The following is a 20,730-nucleotide window of genomic DNA, read 5'->3' on the forward strand; positions in this document are numbered from 1 at the left end:
TATATTCTCCCTCTTAATCTAAGGGGAGGAATGAAGACCATCTTCTTCAACACCTTGAGCCAAACTTACATCATCATCCGCAACTACAGGTGTGTTCAGGCTTTCCGCGCGGCCAACAAGCGTCATAAATGAACGCGTTGATGGCTCAAGTTTTTTCAGCCACGGTTTTGGCCACACGCCGATAGCAAAAATGAGAGCAACTAAAGGAAGCAAAACAAGGTACTCGCGGAAAGTCATGTCGCGCAAACTTTTGTTTTCTTCTTTTTCAAGCGGCCCAAAAAACACACGCTGAATTGCCCACAACATATACGCTGCAGCAAGCACTACTCCGCTCACAGCCACCGCGGCGTAAGGCATTTTGGTTTGGAAAGTTCCCAGCAAAATAAGAAACTCACCTACGAAACCATTAAGGCCTGGCATTCCCACTGAAGCAAGCGACATAAAAATAAACGCTACTGCCAAGTAAGGAACAGAACGAGAAAGCCCACCATACTCAGCAATAAGGCGAGTATGCCGGCGAGAGTACAACATGCCAATGAGCAAAAACAAACCACCAGTTGAAAGCCCGTGGTTCACCATTTGCAAAACAGCACCTTGAACTGCAGCGGCATTCAGCGAAAACAAACCCAGCATCACAAAGCCTAAATGCGAAACAGAAGAATACGCCACCAAACGTTTCAGGTCTGGCTGCACCAAAGCTACAAGTGCGCCGTAGACAATGCCAATCACTGCAAGCGTTAAAAAGAGAGGCTGAAAGGCAAGAAGCGCATCGGGAAACAAGGGCATGGCAAAACGGTAAAAGCCATACGTACCAAGCTTCAGCAAGACACCGGCCAAAATCACACTACCAGCAGTTGGCGCTTCGGTGTGCGCATCCGGCAACCAAGTATGCAATGGAAACAAAGGAACCTTAATAGCAAACGCAAGCGCAAACGCTGCAAAGAGCCACATTTGCTCTTGATGCGAAAAACTTCCCGCATACCAATCGATGAGGTTGAAAGTTCCACCAAGCTTTGCCGCAACATATAAAATTGCAGCAAGCATCAGCACCGAACCCACCATGGTATAAATCACAAACTTCAGTGCAGCCCGGATACGCGCGCCACTTCCCCAAATGCCGATCATGAAGTACATCGGGATGAGCACAATCTCCCAAAAAACATAAAACAAGAAAACATCAAGCGCCGCAAACACTCCAAGCATGCCACTTGCAAGAATGAGCATAAAGACATGAAAAGTTTTTACGCGCGATGAAATATCGTTCCACGCGCCAAGAATGGTGATGGGAACCAAAAACGCAGAAAGCAACATCAGCATGGCCGAAGTACCATCAACGCCAATTCTATAGCTAATGCCAAGCGATGGAATCCAGGATGCCAGTTCTACAAATTCAAAATCACCCGTCCCCGGCAAAAGCAGGTACATCTTGAGGGCGAGCACGAAAGCGATCAACGAAATCACCAAGCTTAAAGCTTTGATGAGTTGCTCTAATCGCGCGGGAATGCAGAGCAAGAGCAGTGCTCCACACAACGGAAGGAAGATAACTGTGCTTAATAAATGTGAAATGATCCAATCCATAGTCAACTTTCTACAAAAACTACCATCCCTTTAGCCTACAATAAAAAGTACGCGAGCAAGACCACAGCTCCGCTGAAAAAATACAAAAGATATTGCTGCAACGAACCACTTTGCATCGCAGACACCAGTTGCGACCACAGCGAAACGCTGCGAGCCGTGCCATGCACCATCATGCCGTCGATGCCGGTGGCATCCACACCCTTCCACAACACCACTCGCGAAATCCACAGAAGTGGTTTCACGATGAGTGCATTGTAGATTTCATCTACATAATATGTGTTGAGCAAAAGCGTATACGTGCGCTTCATTCGTCTTGCGATGGCATCGGGCAAGTCACGGCGTTGTACGTAAATAACCCAACCCAAGATAGTAAAGTGCAATCCCCACACTGTTGTCACCACCATCAACACCATTTCGGTGCCATGATTTTTTATGCCATGATGAACAAGGGGGACAACACCTGATAGCCACGTACCAAGCATTTCGTGTCCACCCAAAACTTCGGGAATGCCTAGCAAACCACCAAAGACGGAGAGAATCGCAAGCAAGATGAGTGGAATAAGCATGCTCATAGGAGATTCATGTGCTTTTTTCCAAGCTTCCGGACTCAAATTTGTTTCGCCAAAAAAGGCAAGGCCAACTAAACGGAAAATATAAAATGCCGTCATGCCAGCTGCAAGAAATCCAACGAGCCACAACCCAACATGGCCACTGGAATACGCGTGCCACAAAATGGCATCCTTCGAGAAAAATCCTGAAGTTGGCACAAGGCCGGCAAGTGCAAGTGAACCAATCACAAACGTCCAACACGTCACTGGCATTTTATCTTTCAAGCCACCCATTTTGGTAAGGTCTTGTTCACCATGCAAACCATGGATCACACTTCCCGCTCCCAGAAACAAAAGCGCTTTGAAAAAGGCGTGTGTGACCAAGTGGAAAATAGCGCCAGAGAAGGCTCCCACGCCACAGGCTAAAAACATGTAGCCCAGTTGAGAGACGGTAGAATAAGCCAAAACTTTTTTGATATCTTTTGCCGTAATTCCCATAGTGGCCGCAAACAGTGACGTAGCAGCACCAACACAGGCCACCACATACAGAGCCGTTGGCGAAAGCACGAACAAAAAGTTCAAGCGAACAATCATGTACACGCCAGCAGTTACCATGGTGGCAGCGTGGATAAGTGCAGAAACAGGCGTTGGACCAGCCATGGCATCGGGTAACCACACATACAACGGAATTTGAGCTGACTTTCCGCAAGCACCCACAAAAAGCAAAAGACAAATGGCCGTTGCCATAGGGGCAAACAGTGGAGAATAACGCGACAAGGTATCAAAGTTGAAGAAACCAGTTTCAGCAGCGGCACCACTGGACGCCATCACTTTAAAAATGAGAAACATGCCCAAGAGGAAACCCGCATCACCAATACGATTTACAATAAAGGCTTTCGCACCAGCTGTTGCCTTGGCAGAATCTTCAAACCAAAAGCCAATCAAAAGATAAGAACAAAGTCCAACACCTTCCCATCCTACAAACATCAACAACATATTGTCTGCCAAGATAAGGATGAGCATGAAAAACAAAAAGAGGTTAAGCTCGGCAAAGTAGCGTGCATAGGCGCTGTCGTGGCTCATGTATCCAGTTGAATAGAGGTGAATCAAACTTCCCACCCCAGTCACCACAAGCGTTAACACAATAGAAAGTTGATCAAGCTTAAGACCAATATCAATCACCACATTGGAAGTTGCCGACCACGTAAACAATGGCCCTGTAATAAGAGACGGCGCTGCTCCGCCTTCAAACCCGGTAAGCGTAAAATAACAAATGAGTGTTGCTACAAACGCAAGCACTGGCATAAGCACCGCAACAAATGAGACTACCCCGCGGTAGCTTTCAGATTTTCCATGCGACGTAAGAATGGCGATTTTCCCGTTGATGATGGCACCAAGCAAAGGAAAGAGCACAATCAACCAGACAAGCGTTTGAGGAGAAATACAGGTATAAATAAAGTCTAACATAGTTGTGTTGAGATTATCCTTTCAGCACTTTCATATCGTCACTATAAACCGTTTGCTTGTTACGATACATGGCAATCACAATGCCCAAACCAACCGCAGCTTCAGCTGCAGCAATGGCCAGCACGAAGAGCACCATCACATGGCCATCATCTCTGCCGTTCCATTTTGAAAAAGCGAGCAAGACAATATTGACGGCGTTCAGCATCAGTTCAACCGACATAAACATGATGAGCACATTGCGACGAATCACAACGCCAATGGCACCAAGAACAAAAAGCGCCAAACTTAAGATGAGATAGTGATGAAGTGTAATCATAGTTCGCTCTAAAATTTTTTCTTTCCAAGCACTACTGTTCCCACCACGGCAACAAGCAACATCACCGATATCACTTCGAAGGGAACAAGATATTTTGTCATCAGCAATTCACCAAGCACACCTGGGTCACCAAAAGTTTCAGATAAAGCAACCGCTGGCATAGTGGTGGAGCTGGTCAGCGAGAAGCCGATCAAAAGCAAAAAATAAATGCCAAGTGCGGCACCAAATATTTTTCCAAAACGAATGAACCTTGGTTTTAATTGCTGAGGCCCAAGTTGAATAAGCATGATTACAAAAAGGAAGAGCACCATAATGGCGCCCGCATAGACAAGCACTTGAATCACCGCCAAAAACGGTGCCGACAAAAGCGCAAAAATGCCTGCTGTTGCTGCAAGTGCAACTACAAGCCAAAGTGCACTCATAAGCGGGTTTGCGCGAGTGATCAGCAAAAGTGAAGAGATGATACTCACACCGGAAAAAATATAAAATAAAATGGATTCCATAGTTTTATAGTTAGTGCGTTAACAACAACACCACTCCCGTTACAAAAATATTTAAGATGCCAAGGGGAATCATTACTTTCCATCCAAGTTTCATCAACTGATCGTATCGAAAACGTGGGAGCGTCCATCGCACCCAGATAAAGGTCCAAATGAAAAACAGCGTCTTAGTCAAAACCACAATCATCTGCAAGAGAAAGACAGCAATACTGCCAACCCACTCTGGAAGCGTTGCACCCGTGAGCGCAAACACAGCTGCAGCAAGACCTGCAGCGAGGCCTGCTAAAATGACCGCGAACAGAAAAGATTCGTAATCGCGAAGATCGCCCCAAAATCCACGACGTTTCACAAAACGATTAAAAAGCCCAGCTGCACCAAGAGCTGCAAACACAGCTCCACCAATACTTAGCAGACGAAGCACGTGTTCGATATTGTGGTGTAGGTATTCAGAACTTACGTAAGGAATATTCCATCCACCAAAGAAAAGCATGGTCACCAACAACGAACCCACAATAATGTGCGTGTACTCACCCAAGAAAAAGAGGGCAAAACGCATCGAGCTATACTCAGTATGAAAACCAGCTGTTAACTCGGCTTCGCCTTCGGGAAGATCGAAGGGTGTGCGGTTTGCTTCGGCAAAAAGTGCGGTGAAAAAGAGGATGAAGGCAAGCGGTGCTCTGACAATGTTCCAGGAAAGTAGCGACACCCCTTGACTTGCCACGATGTCATTAATGCGAAAACTTTCTGAAAGCATAAAAAGAGGAACAACAGAAAGGCCAAGTGCAATTTCGTAGCTCACCATTTGCGATGAAGCACGAACGGCGCCAAGCAGCGAAAACTTTGAGTTTGAGCCCCAACCTGCAAGCAGGAGTGCATAAATAGACAACGAAGAAAGAGCAAAAATATAAATAAGGCCGGCGTTCAAATCTGAAATCTGCAGCTGAAAACTTACGCCATTGATAGTAAAAGCTTCTGCAAATGGAATAACCGCTGAAACTGAAATAGCCACAAACACCGCAATAATCGGCGCCAAAATCACCAAGGCTTTGTTGGCATGTTCGCTTGAAAAATCAGTTTTGGTAATCAGCTTAATGGCATCAGCAATGCTATGAACAATTCCACCAAGTCTAATAATACCAAAGGCTGTAGCGCGGTTTGGACCACGGCGATCTTGAATAAAAGCAGCGCCTTTTCGCTCGATCCAAATCAGCAACGGCACCAACTTGAGCAGCATCATCATTACCACTACAACTTTAAGAACGGAAAGAAGAAGGCCTAACGATGTCATAACTGCACTCCCACTTGAGGAATGGTATAAAAGCTCGCAGCCGCTAGTGGCTTGTAATGTGTTTTTTCTGTTTCAAACACTTGATCAGCAGATGCAGCCACAGCAAGCTTTCCCCAGCGGTTTGTAAGTCTTGCTGACAAAGTCCACACCGGAACTGATTCACCATGAGGCTCAAACGCTTTGTGAATGCGTTGTAAAATTCCCTTTTTGTTGATGAAGGTTCCATCTTGTTCTGCATATGTTGCACGCGGGAAAACCACATCAGCAAAGCGTCTGTTCATCACTGCACTTTCTGTAACCCAAATTACTTTTGCAGAAAGAGAAGATAAAATTGCTACTTCAGCATCCGAAAGATTGCCCAGCACAAACACCACTTTTTCTTTCATGCTTTTTGAAATTCTTTTCGATGCCATCATTTTTACGCCGTACGTATTAGGATTGCGATCGGCATCGCGGAGAAGCTTATCGGCGAAAGCTTTATCTTCGTCTAAGCCTGTCCAATAAAAATCTGAAACGCCAAGTGATTCTCTGGCAAAGCGTGAGAATGCAATATTTTCCTCATTGGTACACTGCGCTGAAAGCACGCATGCGATTTCATCTCCGCTAAGATTTTCTAAAAGATGATGAACTTCGTTAAGTGCTGCATCCCAGGAAATGCGCTTGTATTCACCTTCAGCGAGAAGCATTGGAAAAAGCGTTCTGTTTTGTGCATTAAGTTGCTTGTATGTCATACGTCCATCATCACACGCCCAACACTGATTCACATCTTCGTTTTCACGAGGGCGCATGCGGTAAAAAATCTTATCATGATGATCCAGCAAAACATTGCAGCCCGTAGCACAACCGGTGCACACACTTGGTGTGCTGGCCAAAAACCAAACGCGTTTTTTGAAACGAAAATCCGAAGAAGTCAAAGCTCCCACCGGACAAAGATCAACCGTACAAAGAGAATACTTGTTATCTAACTCACGGCCGGGAAGCACATCTATAGTTGAATATCCGCCGCGCTCACGCATCATGAGTTCGTGGCTGCCAACCACTTCATCGCAGAAACGAATGCAGCGCGTGCACAAAACGCAACGTTCATCATCAAGATGAACATGAGGGCCAATAGGTTTGGCTTTTGGTTTGTGGATTTTTGCTTCCTGCATTCTAGAATTTTGAAGCGAATGATCGAAGTACTGATCTTGCAATTTACATTCACCCGATTGATCACACACGGGGCAGTCTAGCGGATGGTTCACCAAAATAAATTCAAGCACATCTTTACGCACTTGCCTTGCACCATCGCTATTCACTTGCACCACCATGCCTTCGCGCACCACTTCTTTGCACGAGATCACAGGGCCGCGCGCGCCTTCCACTTCAACCTGGCAAAGCCTGCAGTTTCCAGCGATGGAAAGTTTTGGATGATAGCAAAAATGCGGAATCTCAATGCCCATCTGCTTTGCAGCGTTGAACACAGTAGTTCCCTTTGCAACCTCTACTACTTTTCCATCGATGGTGAGTTTTACTTTTTCTGACATAATCTTCTCAATCTTCTAAAATCTTTTTGCGATGTTTAATCCAACAACACTTCCTTCTTTTGTTGGAAGATAATACGGTTGAAACGAAACTGCTTCTGGATTGCGTTTAATTGCATAACCAATAAGAGCACCAATACCTGCTCCTGCTGCTGCACCACCTCCGGTAGTAAGAAAAACAAGTCCTACTTTTTTTCCGGTACCACCTTCAAACGAACTTAGCGCCTTCACTGCAATGAGGCCAATGGTAAGACCAGCCGCACCACCTGTAGCGCCACCAATCCATGCACCTCTGCCAGCATAGGTTTTTGGTTGCTCTTTTTCAGCTGCCGAACAGAGTGAAGAAACTGCAAAAACCTGAAGTACAATCAAGCTAAGTAAAAAAACTTTTTTCATTTTAGTTCCCCTTTTCTGGTTGCACTTCTCGAACCACTTTTGGTGGCTGCCACGTTGGCGTTTTCATTTTATGAGGGCAATATCCAAGTTTGATATGCTCTTCAAATTCATGTCGAAATTTTGCAATCCATGATCTTACCGGCATGGCAAGCGCATCTGCGAACGTGCAAATAGTTCTGCCCGACATATTATTGGCTTGGCTTAAGAGAAGTTCTAAATCACCGTCTCTGCCATCACCTTTTTCAATGCGATCGCAGATTTTTTTCACCCAACCCGTTCCTTCGCGGCACGGAGTACACTGACCACACGATTCGTGGTTATAAAAACGCGCAATGTCTGTCATCATTTCAACCGCGCAAATGCTATCGTCAAAAATGATCATGCCGCCAGAACCAAGCAGAGTACCTGCTTGCTGCAATGATTCGTAATCGAGTTTTGCATTCATGGCTTCTTCTGCCGTAACCACAGGAACAGAAGAACCGCCCATCACCACTGCTTTCAAGTTGCGGCCCTTCCACACTCCACCACACATGGCCAGCAAATCTTTGAACGGTGTGCCAAGCTCTACTTCATACACGCCGGGTTTTTCCACATGACCACACACTGAAAATAATTTTGTGCCGGGGCTTTTTTCGGTGCCCATCGCGGCATACGCTTTTGCACCGTTATTCAAAATCCACGGAAGAGCTGCGATGGTTTCCACATTATTCACAACTGTAGGTGAAGCCCACAAACCTTCAACGGCGGGAAATGGAGGTTTTATGCGAGGTTGCCCACGATAACCTTCAAGCGAAGAAAGCAAAGCCGTTTCTTCACCACAAATATAGGCACCTGCTCCGCGATGCGCCACCACTTCAAGCTTGAAGCCTGAACCATCAACATCATCGCCAAGCAATTTTGCTTTTTTTGCTTCTTCAATGGCGTTCCAAAATAAATCATACTGCGCTGCAAACTCGCCGCGGAAATACACGTATGCTCTGTTGGCGCCAATGGCATAAGCCGCAATGATAATGCCTTCCAGCAACATATGCGGATCTTTTTCCAGCAAAGCCCGGTCTTTAAACGTTCCAGGTTCACTTTCATCGGCATTCACCACAAGGTATTTTGGCTTTTTGCTGTCTTTGGGAACAAAACTCCATTTCAAGCCAGCCGGGAAACCTGCACCACCTCTGCCTCTAATGCCAGAAGCCTTCACTTCTTCGATCACTTCTTCAGGCTTCATGGAGAAAAGTTTTTTCAAGCATTCATAACGCCCATGCTTTTTCGCCACTTTCAGCGTATGCATTTCTTTGACTTCGAAATGTTGTGTTAAGACTTTTGGTGTTTTTTTCATAATCTTTTAATAATCCACTTGTTTACAATGTCACTGCGAAATTTTTTGAAGCAATCTTAATTTATTTTTTTATCCACGAATGCTTCAGTCGGGGATTAATTCTCACAATGCCTTGTCATCCTGAGTGTAGCGAAGGATCTCCTCGGCCAATTGAACGAGGAGATTGCTTCACTTCGTTCACAATGACACAGAATCCCCGCTAACTTAAATTCAATTCTTATTTAACTCCTCTAAAAGTTTATCCACTTTTTCTGCATCTAAATTTTCATGGTAGTCGTCGCCAACCTGCATCATTGGTGCAGTTCCGCACGATGCCAAACACTCAACGGTAGAAAGATGAAATTTTCCATCGGGTGTTGATTGCCCAGGTTTGATTCCAAGTTTCTCTTGCACATAATCAACAAGCCAATCGGCATTACGTAATCGACAACACAAATTGTTACAAATTTGAAGGTGATGTTTGCCAATGGGTTTGCGATTGAACATGGTATAAAAACTCACCACTTCACAAACCGCAGTAGCATTAAGCCCAATTTTTTGGCCAACGTATTCCATCGCTTCTGGCGGAATCCAGCCTTCTTGATCGTGAACAAGCCACAACAAAGGAAGAACGGCCGCACGCTTTTCTGGAAAGCGTTCCAAAATTTCAGGAATTTTCTCTTCAGCTTTTTTGTTTAATGTGAACGACATAACTTTAACTTCACTTTCTATCGATCAATCTCACCTGCAATAATATTCAAATTTCCAAGAATGGTAATAGCATCCGCAATCATGCCACCCGTGATCATTTGCGGGTAGGCCGCATACAAATTGAAACATGGCGGCCGCACTTTTATGCGATAGGGTTTATCACTGCCATCGCTTACAATATAAAAACCAAGTTCACCATTGGCAGCTTCTGTAAACGAATACACTTCACCAGCAGGAACTTTAATGCCGTGCATAATCAACTTGAAGTGACGCATCATGCCTTCAATAGAACCATACACTTCATGCTTTGGTGGCAGCGCAACATGCGGCTCGGAACACATAATGGGGCCTTGCGGCATTTTGTCTAAACATTGTTCCACCAAACGAATAGATTGTTTCATTTCTTCAAAACGAACAAAAATGCGATCGTAAGAATCGCCATGTTCTCCAACGGGAATATCAAAATTCACATCTGAATAGAAATAATAAGGATGATCTTTTCTAATATCGTAATCGATTCCACACGCCCGCAAACAGGGGCCAGTAAAGCCAAAGCTGATGGCATCTCTTTTTGAAACCGCACCAACTCCCATGGTTCTGTCCATAAAAATACGGTTGTGCTTAATAAGACCTTCTACATCTTTAATGGCCTTGCTTACTTCTTGAAGACATTTGCGCAAATAGCTATCGGTGTTTGCGGGAAGGTCGCGCATGAGGCCACCAATGCGAGTGTAATTAGTAGTGAGCCTTGCTCCGCACAATGCTTCAACCCAATCGGTAAAAAGTTCGCGAGCATTGAAAAAATACCAAAAGTTTGTCAGCGCACCAATGTCCACCAAGTTGGTTCCAATACAAATAAGGTGATCTAAAATGCGGCTCACTTCGCAAATAAGCATGCGAATCCAAATGGCGCGCTCTGGAACTTGAACCGCCAGCAACTGCTCTACTGCCATGCAATAGCCGGTGTTGTTCATAAGCGGAGAAAGATAATTTAAACGATCAGTATAAGGAATAACTTGTGTGTACGTATGACCTTCGGATTCTTTTTCGAAGCAACGGTGCAAGTAGCCAATCTCGGCAACTGCACGGCTGATGGTTTCGCCGTTTAGGTCAACCAAAACGCGGAAACATCCATGCATGGCGGGATGCGACGGGCCAATATTAAGAAACATCGCTTCATGCGACAGGTCTTTCATGTTTGCGTAAGCATCTTCTTCATCTTCATCGTGCTCAGGTTTCCACACTGGAGTTTTTTCAAGTTCGTCCAACAATGTTTCTGAAGTGGGAAGTTTTCCACGTCGATTACACGGAAAATCTTTTCGAAGTGCATGACCTTCAAATTCATGATGGCACAAAATACGTTTTAAATTGGGATGCCCGGAAAACTTGATGCCCAGCAGATCGTAGGCCTCTCGTTCGTACCAATCAGCAGATTTATAGAGTGAGCTAATGGAATCGATGAACGGGTCATCTAAGCTGCATCTGGTTTTTAAGCGAATGCGATGTTTGTGCTTCAACGAATACAGATGCAACACAAGTTCAAAACGTTCTGCTCTGCCAGGATAATCGACACCACACAAATCCATCATGATGTTGAAGGCCATATCTGGCTCATCGCGAAGAAACGCGCAAACCTGCAACCATGATGAACGTGCAAGAAGCACGGTTTCATTTCCGAGGTGCGATGAACTTTCAAGAACTGCTTCTGGAAAGTGCTGCTGTATTTTTTCAATCACTTGCTGCGACACAAAAACCTCTCAAGGGAAAAAATTCTACTGCGAAAGAGTTACACCCCATTTACTCCAAGGAGTTGCTGAAGCATCGTTGGTAATGCTGATCACATTTCCATTATCGCCTGTTGCTTGCAGTTGCTTCAACTCTTCTGCTGCCATGCGCCCTTCCACTGTTGCGGCGTGCTGCTTCGCAAGTTCAGTGTAGGCAGCTATTGCAGCCCGTTGGTATGGCGCTGAACGAACAATAAGTTCGTCTTCTGTAATTTTTCCGTTAAACAAAACCCAGGTCCACTTTCTCCAAATGAAGGAGACATCTTCGTTTACCCGTGCCCACAATAATCTCGCTTTTCGATTCCACTCTCCAGAGGGATGCTGCTTCTGGAATTTTTCAATGCGTGGAAGCACTTTGTCTGGGTGGCCCTCCAGCTTAAGCAGAAGCTGGTAAAACTCAGCTTCATCGACAAATGTGCTTTTCGAATGACGCTTCAACACTGTTTTATAATGACTTCCCGTATACGCAATATAAGCAACACTGGTTCCACCAATATAATCGAACGCATTTTTGCCATAGATCTCGTTCAAGCGTTTTGCTTCATCTCTCATGCAAGCTGGCGTGCTTGGAGCCTTTGAACCCCAATAACATTTCTTTTCTGCACGCTCACTAAACGTATCTTGGAGCAAATCTAAAATTCTTGCTGTAACCGCTAAGGCTTGTGCTGCGTTACTTTCCCGCGGGTGTTCTTGTGCAAACTGTGAAAGCATTTTTGCACTTTCTTCCAACTTTTTTTCCTTCAAGAGCTTCATGCCATCATCAAACTGAGAGGCAAAAGCCGACGACGAAACCACAAAAAAACTGAGAAAAAGAAGTGTCACGAAACGTTTCATAGATCCTTCTTTCTTTTGTTATTCTCTTGTCATCACGCGTGTTCACAATGACAAATCTTCCAACATCACTTTTTCTTTACCTCGTTTTGCGAGCAACAAGTCTTTGTTGTTTTGCAGTTTCAACAAGGCATCAAACAACTGCTCTGGCCGCGGCGGACATCCGGGGATATAAATATCTACCGGAATCACTTCATCAATGCCCTGAAGGGTGTGGTAGTTATCGTAAAAACCACCCGTGCTTGCGCACACACCGAAGGCAACCACCCATTTTGGGTCACACATTTGATCATAAATACGTTTGAGAATAGGCGCTTGCTTGTAGGTAACCGTTCCCATCACCATCAGCAAATCCGCTTGGCGCGGGGAAAAGCGGACGAGCTCTGCTCCAAAGCGAGACACGTCATGCCTAGCTGAAACAGCACCCATAAATTCAATGGCGCAGCACGCCGTTCCAAAAGGAAATGGCCAAAAAGAATTCTTACGGCCCCACGCAATGAGGTCTTCAAGCTTAGATGTAAAAAAACCTGGTGATTCGTTTTTCATATTCACTTTCTTTTCATCCAAAAACTATTGTTCCCACTCTAGAGCGCCTCGTTTCCATACGTAGATAAAACCAATCAGGAGCACGCCCAAAAAGATCATCATTTTCACAAACATTACCAAGCCCAAACCTGCCTCAACAAAACGCAAAAACACTTTGGCCCAGGGATATAAAAACACCACTTCGATATCAAAAATAATAAACTGCACGGCAATAAGAAAAAAATGAATGGGAATTCTACGGTGCGATTCAACTACTGGATCAAGACCACACTCGTATGGCGTGTGGTAGGCTTCGCCTTTGCGAGATTTTTTTCCAATAAACGAAGAAACAAGCACCACAACACTGCCCAAGGCGATGGAGGCAACAAACAAAATAAGTAAAGCTGCGGCTGATTCTGACATAAAAAACCTCTTTGTTTTTCCACGTTCCGGAAAAAGTGCACCTCACCTAACAATCTTTAAAAAGAATGACAATAGTATTATCGATAAGGTTTGAGGCAAACCCTGCCACGTTAAAAGTAATGAGGGAAAGCCTTTATTTTCTCCTTTCCCCATGGCGTCAAATTCTGAACTTTTTTCATTTTTTTCTCATTTTGAGAGCTCAGTGTAAAAAAACGCCTTTCATTTTCAGAGGCTTAGCTCACATTTCAGTGGCATGCTTGTTGCTCTCTTTAAGAATACTGGGAGGAGAGTATGAAAAAATGTGCAATGTACTTGGGAGGAGTTTTTTTATTTACCCTGCTTACGGCCTGTCATGGCGGGCAAATTGTCCGTGATTTTGACGTGGGAAAAGTCGCGGAAACTTCAGATGGTATTGAGACTCTTGCCACACAAGATCAAATTGAAACCTCAATACTCCCAGAACCCGAAGTGAAAGAAACGCTGGAATGCCTTAAGCCAAAAGCTGAAGGCCCCGTTGTGATTACTCCCAGCTGCGGATGCTTGGACGACCTTCCAGAAGATGCCGATGTTGTAGCCTGCGTCAATACAGCCGGCCTCAAAGAATCAACACTCCTGGCGCAGTACCTTTCCATGGAAGCAGATGGAGAAAAAACAGAAACACGAACGTTGCTGGAACAAATGTTCAACTTTTTACCTCCACGCATGGGCATCGCCATTAAATATAAGGACGAATACAAGGCAAATCCAGATACCTTCTGCCTTTCACAAACATCAACACCCGCAAGCACAAGTGACGCTTATGTTCCTTCTGGAAATTCCATTGGAAGCGCATACGGCAGAAATGCTTACACCACAAATGGAAGCGGGCTAACGCTTGGCCAAAACTACAATTATCCTAGCAATGATACTTATGGTGGTGAATCGCATATTTTATCAGAAGCATCACCTTCTACCACAAGCGAACCAACTGAAACATGCAGTCTTTCGCAAGCCATTAAAGAAATTGTGGTCGTAGCCTATCCCGATGAAAGTGACAAAAGTTCTATTTGGGCTTTAGATTCTTGGTTGAGTTCTAAAGAAGGAGACGCAAAACCAGTGCTTACAGCAGAAGAACAGACGGCGTTGGGAACGGTTCCCGAACAAGCAAGTCTTTTTTCTCGCTACGAGTTAAGCACCGAAAGTGCCACGGCTTCATTTCAAGAATCACTTTTTATTGCACGAAAATCAGCGGGAAAAATTTTGGTGGGAACGGCAAAGTATCTGAACGCTTCATTTTCAAAACCAGCTGAAGTATGTGGGTTACATCCTTACCAACAATTACTGAATGGATTTAGACCTTCCAATTTTGTTCTCATCGGTCAAGTAGCGCAAGGAAGTTTCAATAAGTTTTCTTCTCTCTTTTTGGTGAAGGAAGCCCCAAAAGAATCTCTGCCTTACTTTGCGGGCGCCATGAATTTTAGCGGCGACATGCTCTATGCCCACATCAAAGGATTGTGGGACAAAGACAAACCCGCCATCGAACTTATGACCGTGCTCAACACTTCGCTGCTAGACCTCAATAAAGTAGACACAGCACTTGAAGAAGAAACAGCGCAGAGCATTGGCAGCAGTAATCAATAACGGGAAAAGGGAAACGAAGATGAAAACACTTCAACACATTTGCTTTCTTTTTATAGCGCTCGTCATCGCAAGCTGCAGCGGAGGAAATTCTGGCAGCAGCACTCCTGCGGCTGCTACTTCCATTGCTGGCATTATTGATTCTGAACAAGATTATCTTTTTCAACATGAAGCTTTTAGCCTGAGCATTTCTGCAAAAAGTTTTGATGATGAGGAAAGTGTTGAATACAAAGGCTTTGAGACAGGTGAAGACAAAGTTGACATCACTTCTCTTGGAAATAATTTTACTTTAGTAGGAACTCCGCTCGTTTTACATTTCAACTCTACTCATATGAGTGATGCTGACAAACCTCTTATCATCACCCTTCCCATTCCTGCTGGCGTTGATATGAGCAAAGGCATCATGCCTTTCATTCGCCTTATGGGTTCATCTGTTGAGAATGGAGAAATGCATCAAAAAAAATGGCGGCCGTTCATTGGAAAAGTTGATGCTGAAAAAAGAACAATCACTCTTCATCTTTTCAGAACTGCAGAAAATGTAGAACTTGTCCTGATGCAGTTTAGAGGAAATGCAACTGATCAAAGTTTACATATTTCAACCAATGTGAAAAGCGCAGCGCAGGCTTTATCTGCTCAAACAAATGTGGGCAAAAATATTCCTGAAGGAGAAGAGGAATGGTATGAACTTCCGTGGGCTCTTGTGTGTGATGTAAGCAACAACATCAGCGATGAACATTTAAACACCTGCCAAACAGTTGCTGGTGAATTTCTTGCTCCATTTTTAAATCAAGTGTCTCAATATTTTAAAGAACTTCGCTTTACGCCAATCGCCTTAAATTTTGCGCTTCTTGAAGAAATACGAGCTGTTGCAGGACAAGATTTCACGACAAGCTTAAGCGCAGAACTTGATGACCGAAGACCGCATCTCCCCATCATTCTTACTGCTGCTGGCATGTGCCCAGTGTTTACGCATAGTTGCTACGACGACAGCACGCATACAATATACATTACTTACGACATCTTCAATCCTAACGAAGTTCCTTTTGCCAATTTAGAAATCGCGGACACTCTTTTTAAGAGTTTTATTTCACAGAATTACAAAGGCGAAAATAAAACAGACCTTTTCTCATCAAAAATGTCATGGCTTCGAAACGGAATGGCTATCGCCCTTCAAGATGCGATGGCTCCTGGATTTGCAGACCAGCACTATGGTGAACGAGACTGGAAATTAGCTTTAAACAAAATAGATGATATCCCAGCTGTAATTTGGGAAGATGCTGATGGAAATCAGAACTTTCCAGCACTTACTTTTCCAGACCGACAAGTGCACCCTGTCTTTTCAGTTCCGTCTATTGCAAATGCAACAGGAAATCCCATTTCTTATTTCAGTGGATTTTGGAAAAATCTTGATGGCATTAGCTATGAAAAAATTGCAGATGCTTTTAGGGGAAGTACTGGAGAAATTTTCCCTAACCATCTTAAAGACTTTTATACTGCACAAAAAGCTGCCGGAAAAATTGAGTGCCCAGTTGTTGAAGCGAGAGCTGACGGATTTGCAAGTGGCGAAGAAAAATTTGTGTGGCCACGAACTCATCCCATGGCAAGTTCATGTATGACCATAAAAAGTCCCGACAGAAAAAAATGTATGAACCTTCGCAGATTGGGTGATGGCATTTTTTCTGCCAATGGTCTTGTTCCCACAAATAATGCAGCTCTTCTTCTGGTAAGTGGAAATGGAAACACGCTTCCTCTTTCTGCTGCAGATGGTGTTCTCAAAACCGATGCAAGCTCACTTACGCTTCAGTATATTTCAAACACAAATTACGAAGTTGCAAATAGTGATCAACTGGAAACTACGGTAGGTATTACATTAGAAGACTGTCAGCATGATGCGTTTGAAGGGGTGTGGTTTTTACAATCATCTCAATCTGAAAAAAGAAGCTACTATCCTTGGAGAAACGGTGATGCAGATGTAGATGTTTCTAGCCGTGATTATTCACAGTGCTTAACGCCAGTTCAAGTTAATGGCGCATCATATATGATCATCAAGAAAAAGCCTGACGTAGACAACACCTACCTCATACAAATACGTCCTTCCATTTTATCAAGCGCTGGAAACTCAAATTGGAAAGAAGTTGTCGTAAGTGGAGTTGAGCAAAACATGCTCGACTTCCGCTTAAGCTATGTTGATTTTCCAGAGATTGGCAATAGTCAAAACATCACTGCTTTTAGTTCGCGAGAGCATTTGGTGTTAAATGATTCTGGAAACATCAGCAATCACACAAGTGGTGCTTATAAATTGAAAATGGCTCATCATCAGCAATGGGTGAATGTTCCTTACGAAGAAACGGCTGATGTAGAATACATAAAACTGTTTAACACCATAAACACGCCATTCAACTTTGCTGCAGATCCACAGCAGGCTGGTGAAGAACTTAATTGTCACGATGGCAACAACCTCTTCATCGAGGGAGTGCGGTATCAGGACTGGTTGGAACAGCAGCAACAGCCGTAAAAAAGGAAATGTTCATGCTGAAGACAAATGATAAAATAAGTTTCGCCATTGCACTTTCACTGTTGATGCTTTCCTGCAGCGGAGGAAGCTCTTCTTCCAACACAGCAGCACAAGTGTCAGATCAAGCGCCCGTTGACACAGCTGGAATCATAAGTTCCACCAACGGCATTGAAGTGAAAGAAGTCAACTTCTCTCTTAAGATTGCTGCAGATAGTTTTGCGGACGATGAAGTAAAGTACAAAGGTTTCTTCGTGGGCAAAGATCAAGTGGCAGCTGATCAAATTGATGCAAGTTACACCATCGTGGGAGAACCCATTGTGCTTGAGTTTGACGATGGACATCTTTCACGCTCTGACAAACCAATTTTAATCACACTTCCCATTCCAAAAGAGATTGATATCAGCAAAGGTATCTTGCCTTTGTTTCGTTTTGAAGGAAAACAAATTGAATTTGAACATGTTGATGCAAGTGAATGGGATTTACTTTTTGGAAAACTTGACCTTGAAAAAAGAGAAATCACACTACAACTTTATGCAACTGCAGAAAATGTTGAGATTATTTTAGTGCAAGATCCAAATGCTATACCTTCCGCTATAAAAAATATTCTCCCACAAACAAATGTTTCAGAAGTTTCAAAAAGTATAGGGACAAAGTCAACAGAACCTGAAGACTTGCCTTGGTCAGAGTTGCCTTTAGCCGTTTATTGTTTGCCTAACATCCATACCCTTTCACACACTCCGGATTTCTTTCTGCGATGCAACAATTCTTTTGATCAGGTTGAACCACATTTCAGGCACGCAGCACAATATCTTGCACAAATAGGAGTCGATAAAGTCGCAGCGTTAATAACTCCCCTTATCTTTGCACAAATGGTCTACACCTACCCTATTGTAGCAAGGGACCATAATCCTAATACATTTCCTCATTTGATGATTGCTGTAAATGGAGTTATTCGCAGAAGTTCTGTTGGTGGATACAATCCAGCCTCTCGCATAATGCATATTTCATTAAAATATGCAGAAGAAGGCGGAGAAAATCTTTCAATCTTATTAATACACGAATTATTCCACGCCTTTCAATATTCAGCATATCAAGGAAAACGCAATAACCCTTATGCAGGATGGCTTGAAGAATCTACTGCTCAAGCTTCAGAGAATTTTTATGAAAATAGTGATGGCATTACAGGTAGATGGGAAATTCCTTTACGCACCTATAAAAGCAAGGGGCCTCAATACGACAGGTATCCCCTTTACAGCCATGGAAACTTAGCTTCTCCAAATGCTCTTACTAATTTTTGGAAAAAGCTCATGAGTTATGTTGATGGTAAGCTAAACTATAATAATACCGAAATAACTTATAACGAAACGTTTGGGAAAATAGGGAGGTCTTTCACAGATCAGTTTATTGCAGTCAATGACTCTGCTCGTCAAAAGAAAAAAATTAAATGTCTTCCAGTAGAATTAGACACTGATGCAAATGGCCAAAACTATTTTGTAATGACCACTCACCCTATGGCAAGTAGTTGTGTAAACGTCTCTGGAGACACTCGTCAAAACCAATGTGTTGCACGTATAAAAAGGCACGCTTCAAACAATGCTGTTATCGCATTGGCATCAGACGTTGGGAACAATACTCCATCAGGAGAACTCCCTGCTAATACAGAAGTGGAAATCGATGCTTCAGCCGTTCAAATACACCTCATTTCTTTTCATGATTTCGATCTTCCTGACAATGCAACAATTGAAAATAGATTCGATGTTTGGTTTGATGAAGAAGGTGTGAACTGTGAGTCTGATCCATTTACAGGAGTATGGTTTTTAGAATCCTACACTGAAAATGGTGTTCCTCATGATTATCGAACTAGGATTCCACCTTTTGATTTAAACAATTTTTTTATTGTTGTTTCACCAAAGCAAGTTGGCTTTACTACTCTACAAGCTGATCGGGAAGAATATGGAAAATATTTACTGCGCTTCAAGAACGCCGGTCCTTTACCTCCAACTGGTGAATATGGCTTTTATACCGAAATAAAAGGAAATGAGAGCAAATACTTTGACAACATCCTTCATGATACTGATTTCAGGGATTTTTATGATATTAATGGTGAGGGCGTGCCATATCTCGATCTTCATGAAACTGTTACCCTTGATGAAGAGGGATATCTTATTAGAGCTATTGAAGGTAACTATAAAACTTTAACAGGCAATCCCAAAAATTTAATGCGCGCTTTGGCGGGCTAAACACCTCTTCCACTGGTAGAAGAGGTGTTTAGAAGATCAGTAGAATTGAAATACAAAAGGATTTTTAAAAATTATTTTTCTTCTGATTACCAATTTACTGTGGAACCCGATCCAGAACTTGCACACTCAGATGGAGCAAGACTAAACCTCTTTATTAATGGAGTTCGTTACTTAGACTGGTTGGAGCAGCAGAACACAAACTAAAGCAAAACTTCCAGCATCAACGTCACCGGCCCGTCGTTGGTGAGGGGTGTCAATGGCAAACGAAACTAAACGGCTAACTAACAAAGGGGGGAAATTTAATCTAAAAAATTAATTTTTCTGGGATCTTGTCAGGAGCACAGACAGCATCTGCAAAAATAAAAGCGATCATTTCTGATATCATCTGAATTTTCACCAGAAGCAATAACAATCTTCCCAACACCCTGCTCTTTCAAGTAACAAAGAGTTTTAGCAAGTGTCCAAGTTGAACCATCAATATTTTTATCAACATAAGCCTGGCTGTACTTTGTGTAGTCTAGATCTTCCGCCTCACACGCTTCCATGGAAGCAAAAGTATCAAGATGCTCAATACCCAATCGCTGTTTACTCACCTTCCAACTCAAACGAATGCCTTCATCGTCATCGATGACTAAAATACTCATGCTTCGTTGTTCGTTGTTTATCGTTTGTGAATCTGAAGGCTGCACTTCCTGACCCAAGAGCTTCAAAGAAGCTCGCAGCTTGATCGGAACAAATCCAGCTAAACTCTTCGGAATGAGTTTAATACCAAGCTCTTTGCACTTTTCTCTCACCTCAGGCTCTTCATATCTGCTAGAAACAAGAATTGTTTGTTTGTGAACCCCAAGTTCTTCGACAATTTGAACACCATTTTCGTTTTCACCTAATAATTCATAGTCGCAAAGAAAAAGAGTTCGTTCACTTCCATTATTTTGATTCTTGTACCATTTTTTTAATTCTAACCCAGATGAAAAATGAGAAATCGAAAATTCTTTAGGGTTATCTTTTCTCAATACATCAAACTTACTCTTCCATACTTGGTGAATTGATGTTTCGTCATCGAGAATAACTAGTTCCCCCTGAAAAACCCATTTTTTCAAGATAGCGGACCTTGAGCGGTGTGTTTTTTCGGAGGCTCAACAAAAATCAACCTCAA

The 20,730-nt window shown here is 43.3% G+C and carries 17 protein-coding genes and 1 pseudogene; 4 read left to right on the forward strand and 14 right to left on the reverse strand.

The genetic code is table 11. The annotated features are described in order from the left end of the window. Window positions 1–18: 18 nt before the first annotated feature. The 13 genes and pseudogenes from COV43_02215 to COV43_02275 all read right to left on the reverse strand — a co-directional run bounded on the left by COV43_02215 (window position 19) and on the right by COV43_02275 (window position 13,202). Window positions 19–1,569 (reverse strand): Fe-S-binding domain-containing protein, encoded by a 1,551-nt coding sequence (locus COV43_02215; GenBank protein PIR26325.1) that lies wholly within the window; start codon window positions 1,567–1,569, stop codon window positions 19–21. Window positions 1,570–1,613: 44 nt separating this feature from the next. Then, window positions 1,614–3,593, reverse strand: a complete 1,980-nt coding sequence (locus tag COV43_02220) for an NADH-quinone oxidoreductase subunit L (protein ID PIR26307.1) — start codon at window positions 3,591–3,593, stop codon at window positions 1,614–1,616. A gap of 13 nt (window positions 3,594–3,606) precedes the next feature. Next, complete coding sequence (locus COV43_02225) at window positions 3,607–3,909, reverse strand: NADH-quinone oxidoreductase subunit NuoK (protein PIR26308.1); 303 nt, start codon at window positions 3,907–3,909, stop codon at window positions 3,607–3,609. Between the two features lie 8 nt (window positions 3,910–3,917). Continuing rightward, window positions 3,918–4,412 carry an NADH-quinone oxidoreductase gene (locus tag COV43_02230; GenBank protein PIR26309.1) on the reverse strand — a complete coding sequence of 165 codons (495 nt, stop codon included), beginning with the start codon at window positions 4,410–4,412 and terminating at the stop codon, window positions 3,918–3,920. Window positions 4,413–4,422: 10 nt separating this feature from the next. Next, on the reverse strand, window positions 4,423–5,697 hold the full coding sequence (locus COV43_02235; GenBank protein ID PIR26310.1) for an NADH-quinone oxidoreductase subunit H: 1,275 nt from the start codon (window positions 5,695–5,697) through the stop codon (window positions 4,423–4,425). Then, window positions 5,694–7,223, reverse strand: a complete 1,530-nt coding sequence (locus tag COV43_02240; GenBank protein PIR26311.1) for an NADH-quinone oxidoreductase subunit G — start codon at window positions 7,221–7,223, stop codon at window positions 5,694–5,696. The genes COV43_02235 and COV43_02240 overlap by 4 nt, the downstream gene beginning before the upstream one ends. Window positions 7,224–7,238: 15 nt before the next feature. Continuing rightward, on the reverse strand, window positions 7,239–7,616 hold the full coding sequence (locus COV43_02245) for a hypothetical protein (GenBank protein ID PIR26312.1): 378 nt from the start codon (window positions 7,614–7,616) through the stop codon (window positions 7,239–7,241). Between the two features lies 1 nt (window position 7,617). Then, complete coding sequence (locus COV43_02250) at window positions 7,618–8,949, reverse strand: NADH-quinone oxidoreductase subunit F (GenBank protein PIR26313.1); 1,332 nt, start codon at window positions 8,947–8,949, stop codon at window positions 7,618–7,620. 210 nt (window positions 8,950–9,159) lie between these two features. Further along, entirely contained in the window at window positions 9,160–9,639 is a 480-nt protein-coding gene (locus COV43_02255; GenBank protein PIR26314.1) for an NAD(P)H-dependent oxidoreductase subunit E, read from the reverse strand. Between the two features lie 17 nt (window positions 9,640–9,656). Continuing rightward, a pseudogene (locus COV43_02260) lies at window positions 9,657–11,267 on the reverse strand (NADH-quinone oxidoreductase subunit C). 144 nt (window positions 11,268–11,411) lie between these two features. Next, the gene (locus tag COV43_02265; protein ID PIR26315.1) at window positions 11,412–12,257 is read right to left on the reverse strand and encodes a hypothetical protein; all 846 of its coding nucleotides are present in this window, start codon (window positions 12,255–12,257) and stop codon (window positions 11,412–11,414) included. Window positions 12,258–12,299: 42 nt separating this feature from the next. After that, a complete protein-coding gene (locus tag COV43_02270) occupies window positions 12,300–12,800 on the reverse strand; it encodes an NADH-quinone oxidoreductase subunit B (GenBank protein PIR26316.1) in 501 nt (166 codons plus the stop codon). A 24-nt stretch (window positions 12,801–12,824) separates the two neighbouring features. Continuing rightward, the gene (locus COV43_02275) at window positions 12,825–13,202 is read right to left on the reverse strand and encodes an NADH-quinone oxidoreductase subunit A (GenBank protein ID PIR26317.1); all 378 of its coding nucleotides are present in this window, start codon (window positions 13,200–13,202) and stop codon (window positions 12,825–12,827) included. Between the two features lie 291 nt (window positions 13,203–13,493). Between COV43_02275 and COV43_02280 the strand changes: the two genes are divergently transcribed. The 4 genes from COV43_02280 to COV43_02295 are packed head-to-tail and all read left to right on the forward strand — an operon-like array spanning window position 13,494 to window position 19,778. Beyond that, window positions 13,494–14,822: a hypothetical protein gene (locus tag COV43_02280; GenBank protein PIR26318.1), complete on the forward strand. Its 1,329-nt coding sequence runs from the start codon at window positions 13,494–13,496 to the stop codon at window positions 14,820–14,822. A 19-nt stretch (window positions 14,823–14,841) separates the two neighbouring features. Next, on the forward strand, window positions 14,842–17,334 hold the full coding sequence (locus COV43_02285) for a hypothetical protein (protein ID PIR26319.1): 2,493 nt from the start codon (window positions 14,842–14,844) through the stop codon (window positions 17,332–17,334). Window positions 17,335–17,348: 14 nt separating this feature from the next. Then, complete coding sequence (locus tag COV43_02290) at window positions 17,349–19,574, forward strand: hypothetical protein (GenBank protein PIR26320.1); 2,226 nt, start codon at window positions 17,349–17,351, stop codon at window positions 19,572–19,574. Window positions 19,575–19,598: 24 nt separating this feature from the next. Beyond that, window positions 19,599–19,778, forward strand: coding sequence for a hypothetical protein (locus COV43_02295; GenBank protein PIR26321.1), 180 nt, complete (start codon window positions 19,599–19,601; stop codon window positions 19,776–19,778). A 128-nt stretch (window positions 19,779–19,906) separates the two neighbouring features. On the opposite strand, the gene COV43_02300 is transcribed toward COV43_02295, so the two are convergent. Further along, a complete protein-coding gene (locus COV43_02300) occupies window positions 19,907–20,674 on the reverse strand; it encodes a hypothetical protein (protein PIR26322.1) in 768 nt (255 codons plus the stop codon). Window positions 20,675–20,730: the final 56 nt, after the last annotated feature.

Source organism: Deltaproteobacteria bacterium CG11_big_fil_rev_8_21_14_0_20_42_23 (genome assembly GCA_002796345.1).
Lineage (GTDB): Bacteria > UBA10199 > UBA10199 > 2-02-FULL-44-16 > 2-02-FULL-44-16 > 1-14-0-20-42-23.

Excerpts from the sequence above, each read along its gene's own strand:
- COV43_02265 (PIR26315.1), bottom strand. The coding sequence starts at position 12,257 with ATGAAACGTTTCGTGACACTTCTTTTTCTCAGTTTTTTTGTGGTTTCG.
- COV43_02220 (PIR26307.1), bottom strand. The coding sequence starts at position 3,593 with ATGTTAGACTTTATTTATACCTGTATTTCTCCTCAAACGCTTGTCTGG.
- COV43_02225 (PIR26308.1), bottom strand. The coding sequence starts at position 3,909 with ATGATTACACTTCATCACTATCTCATCTTAAGTTTGGCGCTTTTTGTT.
- COV43_02270 (PIR26316.1), bottom strand. The coding sequence starts at position 12,800 with ATGAAAAACGAATCACCAGGTTTTTTTACATCTAAGCTTGAAGACCTC.
- COV43_02250 (PIR26313.1), bottom strand. The coding sequence starts at position 8,949 with ATGAAAAAAACACCAAAAGTCTTAACACAACATTTCGAAGTCAAAGAA.
- COV43_02285 (PIR26319.1), top strand. The coding sequence starts at position 14,842 with ATGAAAACACTTCAACACATTTGCTTTCTTTTTATAGCGCTCGTCATC.
- COV43_02235 (PIR26310.1), bottom strand. The coding sequence starts at position 5,697 with ATGACATCGTTAGGCCTTCTTCTTTCCGTTCTTAAAGTTGTAGTGGTA.
- COV43_02245 (PIR26312.1), bottom strand. The coding sequence starts at position 7,616 with ATGAAAAAAGTTTTTTTACTTAGCTTGATTGTACTTCAGGTTTTTGCA.
- COV43_02275 (PIR26317.1), bottom strand. The coding sequence starts at position 13,202 with ATGTCAGAATCAGCCGCAGCTTTACTTATTTTGTTTGTTGCCTCCATC.
- COV43_02290 (PIR26320.1), top strand. The coding sequence starts at position 17,349 with ATGCTGAAGACAAATGATAAAATAAGTTTCGCCATTGCACTTTCACTG.
- COV43_02255 (PIR26314.1), bottom strand. The coding sequence starts at position 9,639 with ATGTCGTTCACATTAAACAAAAAAGCTGAAGAGAAAATTCCTGAAATT.
- COV43_02230 (PIR26309.1), bottom strand. The coding sequence starts at position 4,412 with ATGGAATCCATTTTATTTTATATTTTTTCCGGTGTGAGTATCATCTCT.
- COV43_02280 (PIR26318.1), top strand. The coding sequence starts at position 13,494 with ATGAAAAAATGTGCAATGTACTTGGGAGGAGTTTTTTTATTTACCCTG.
- COV43_02240 (PIR26311.1), bottom strand. The coding sequence starts at position 7,223 with ATGTCAGAAAAAGTAAAACTCACCATCGATGGAAAAGTAGTAGAGGTT.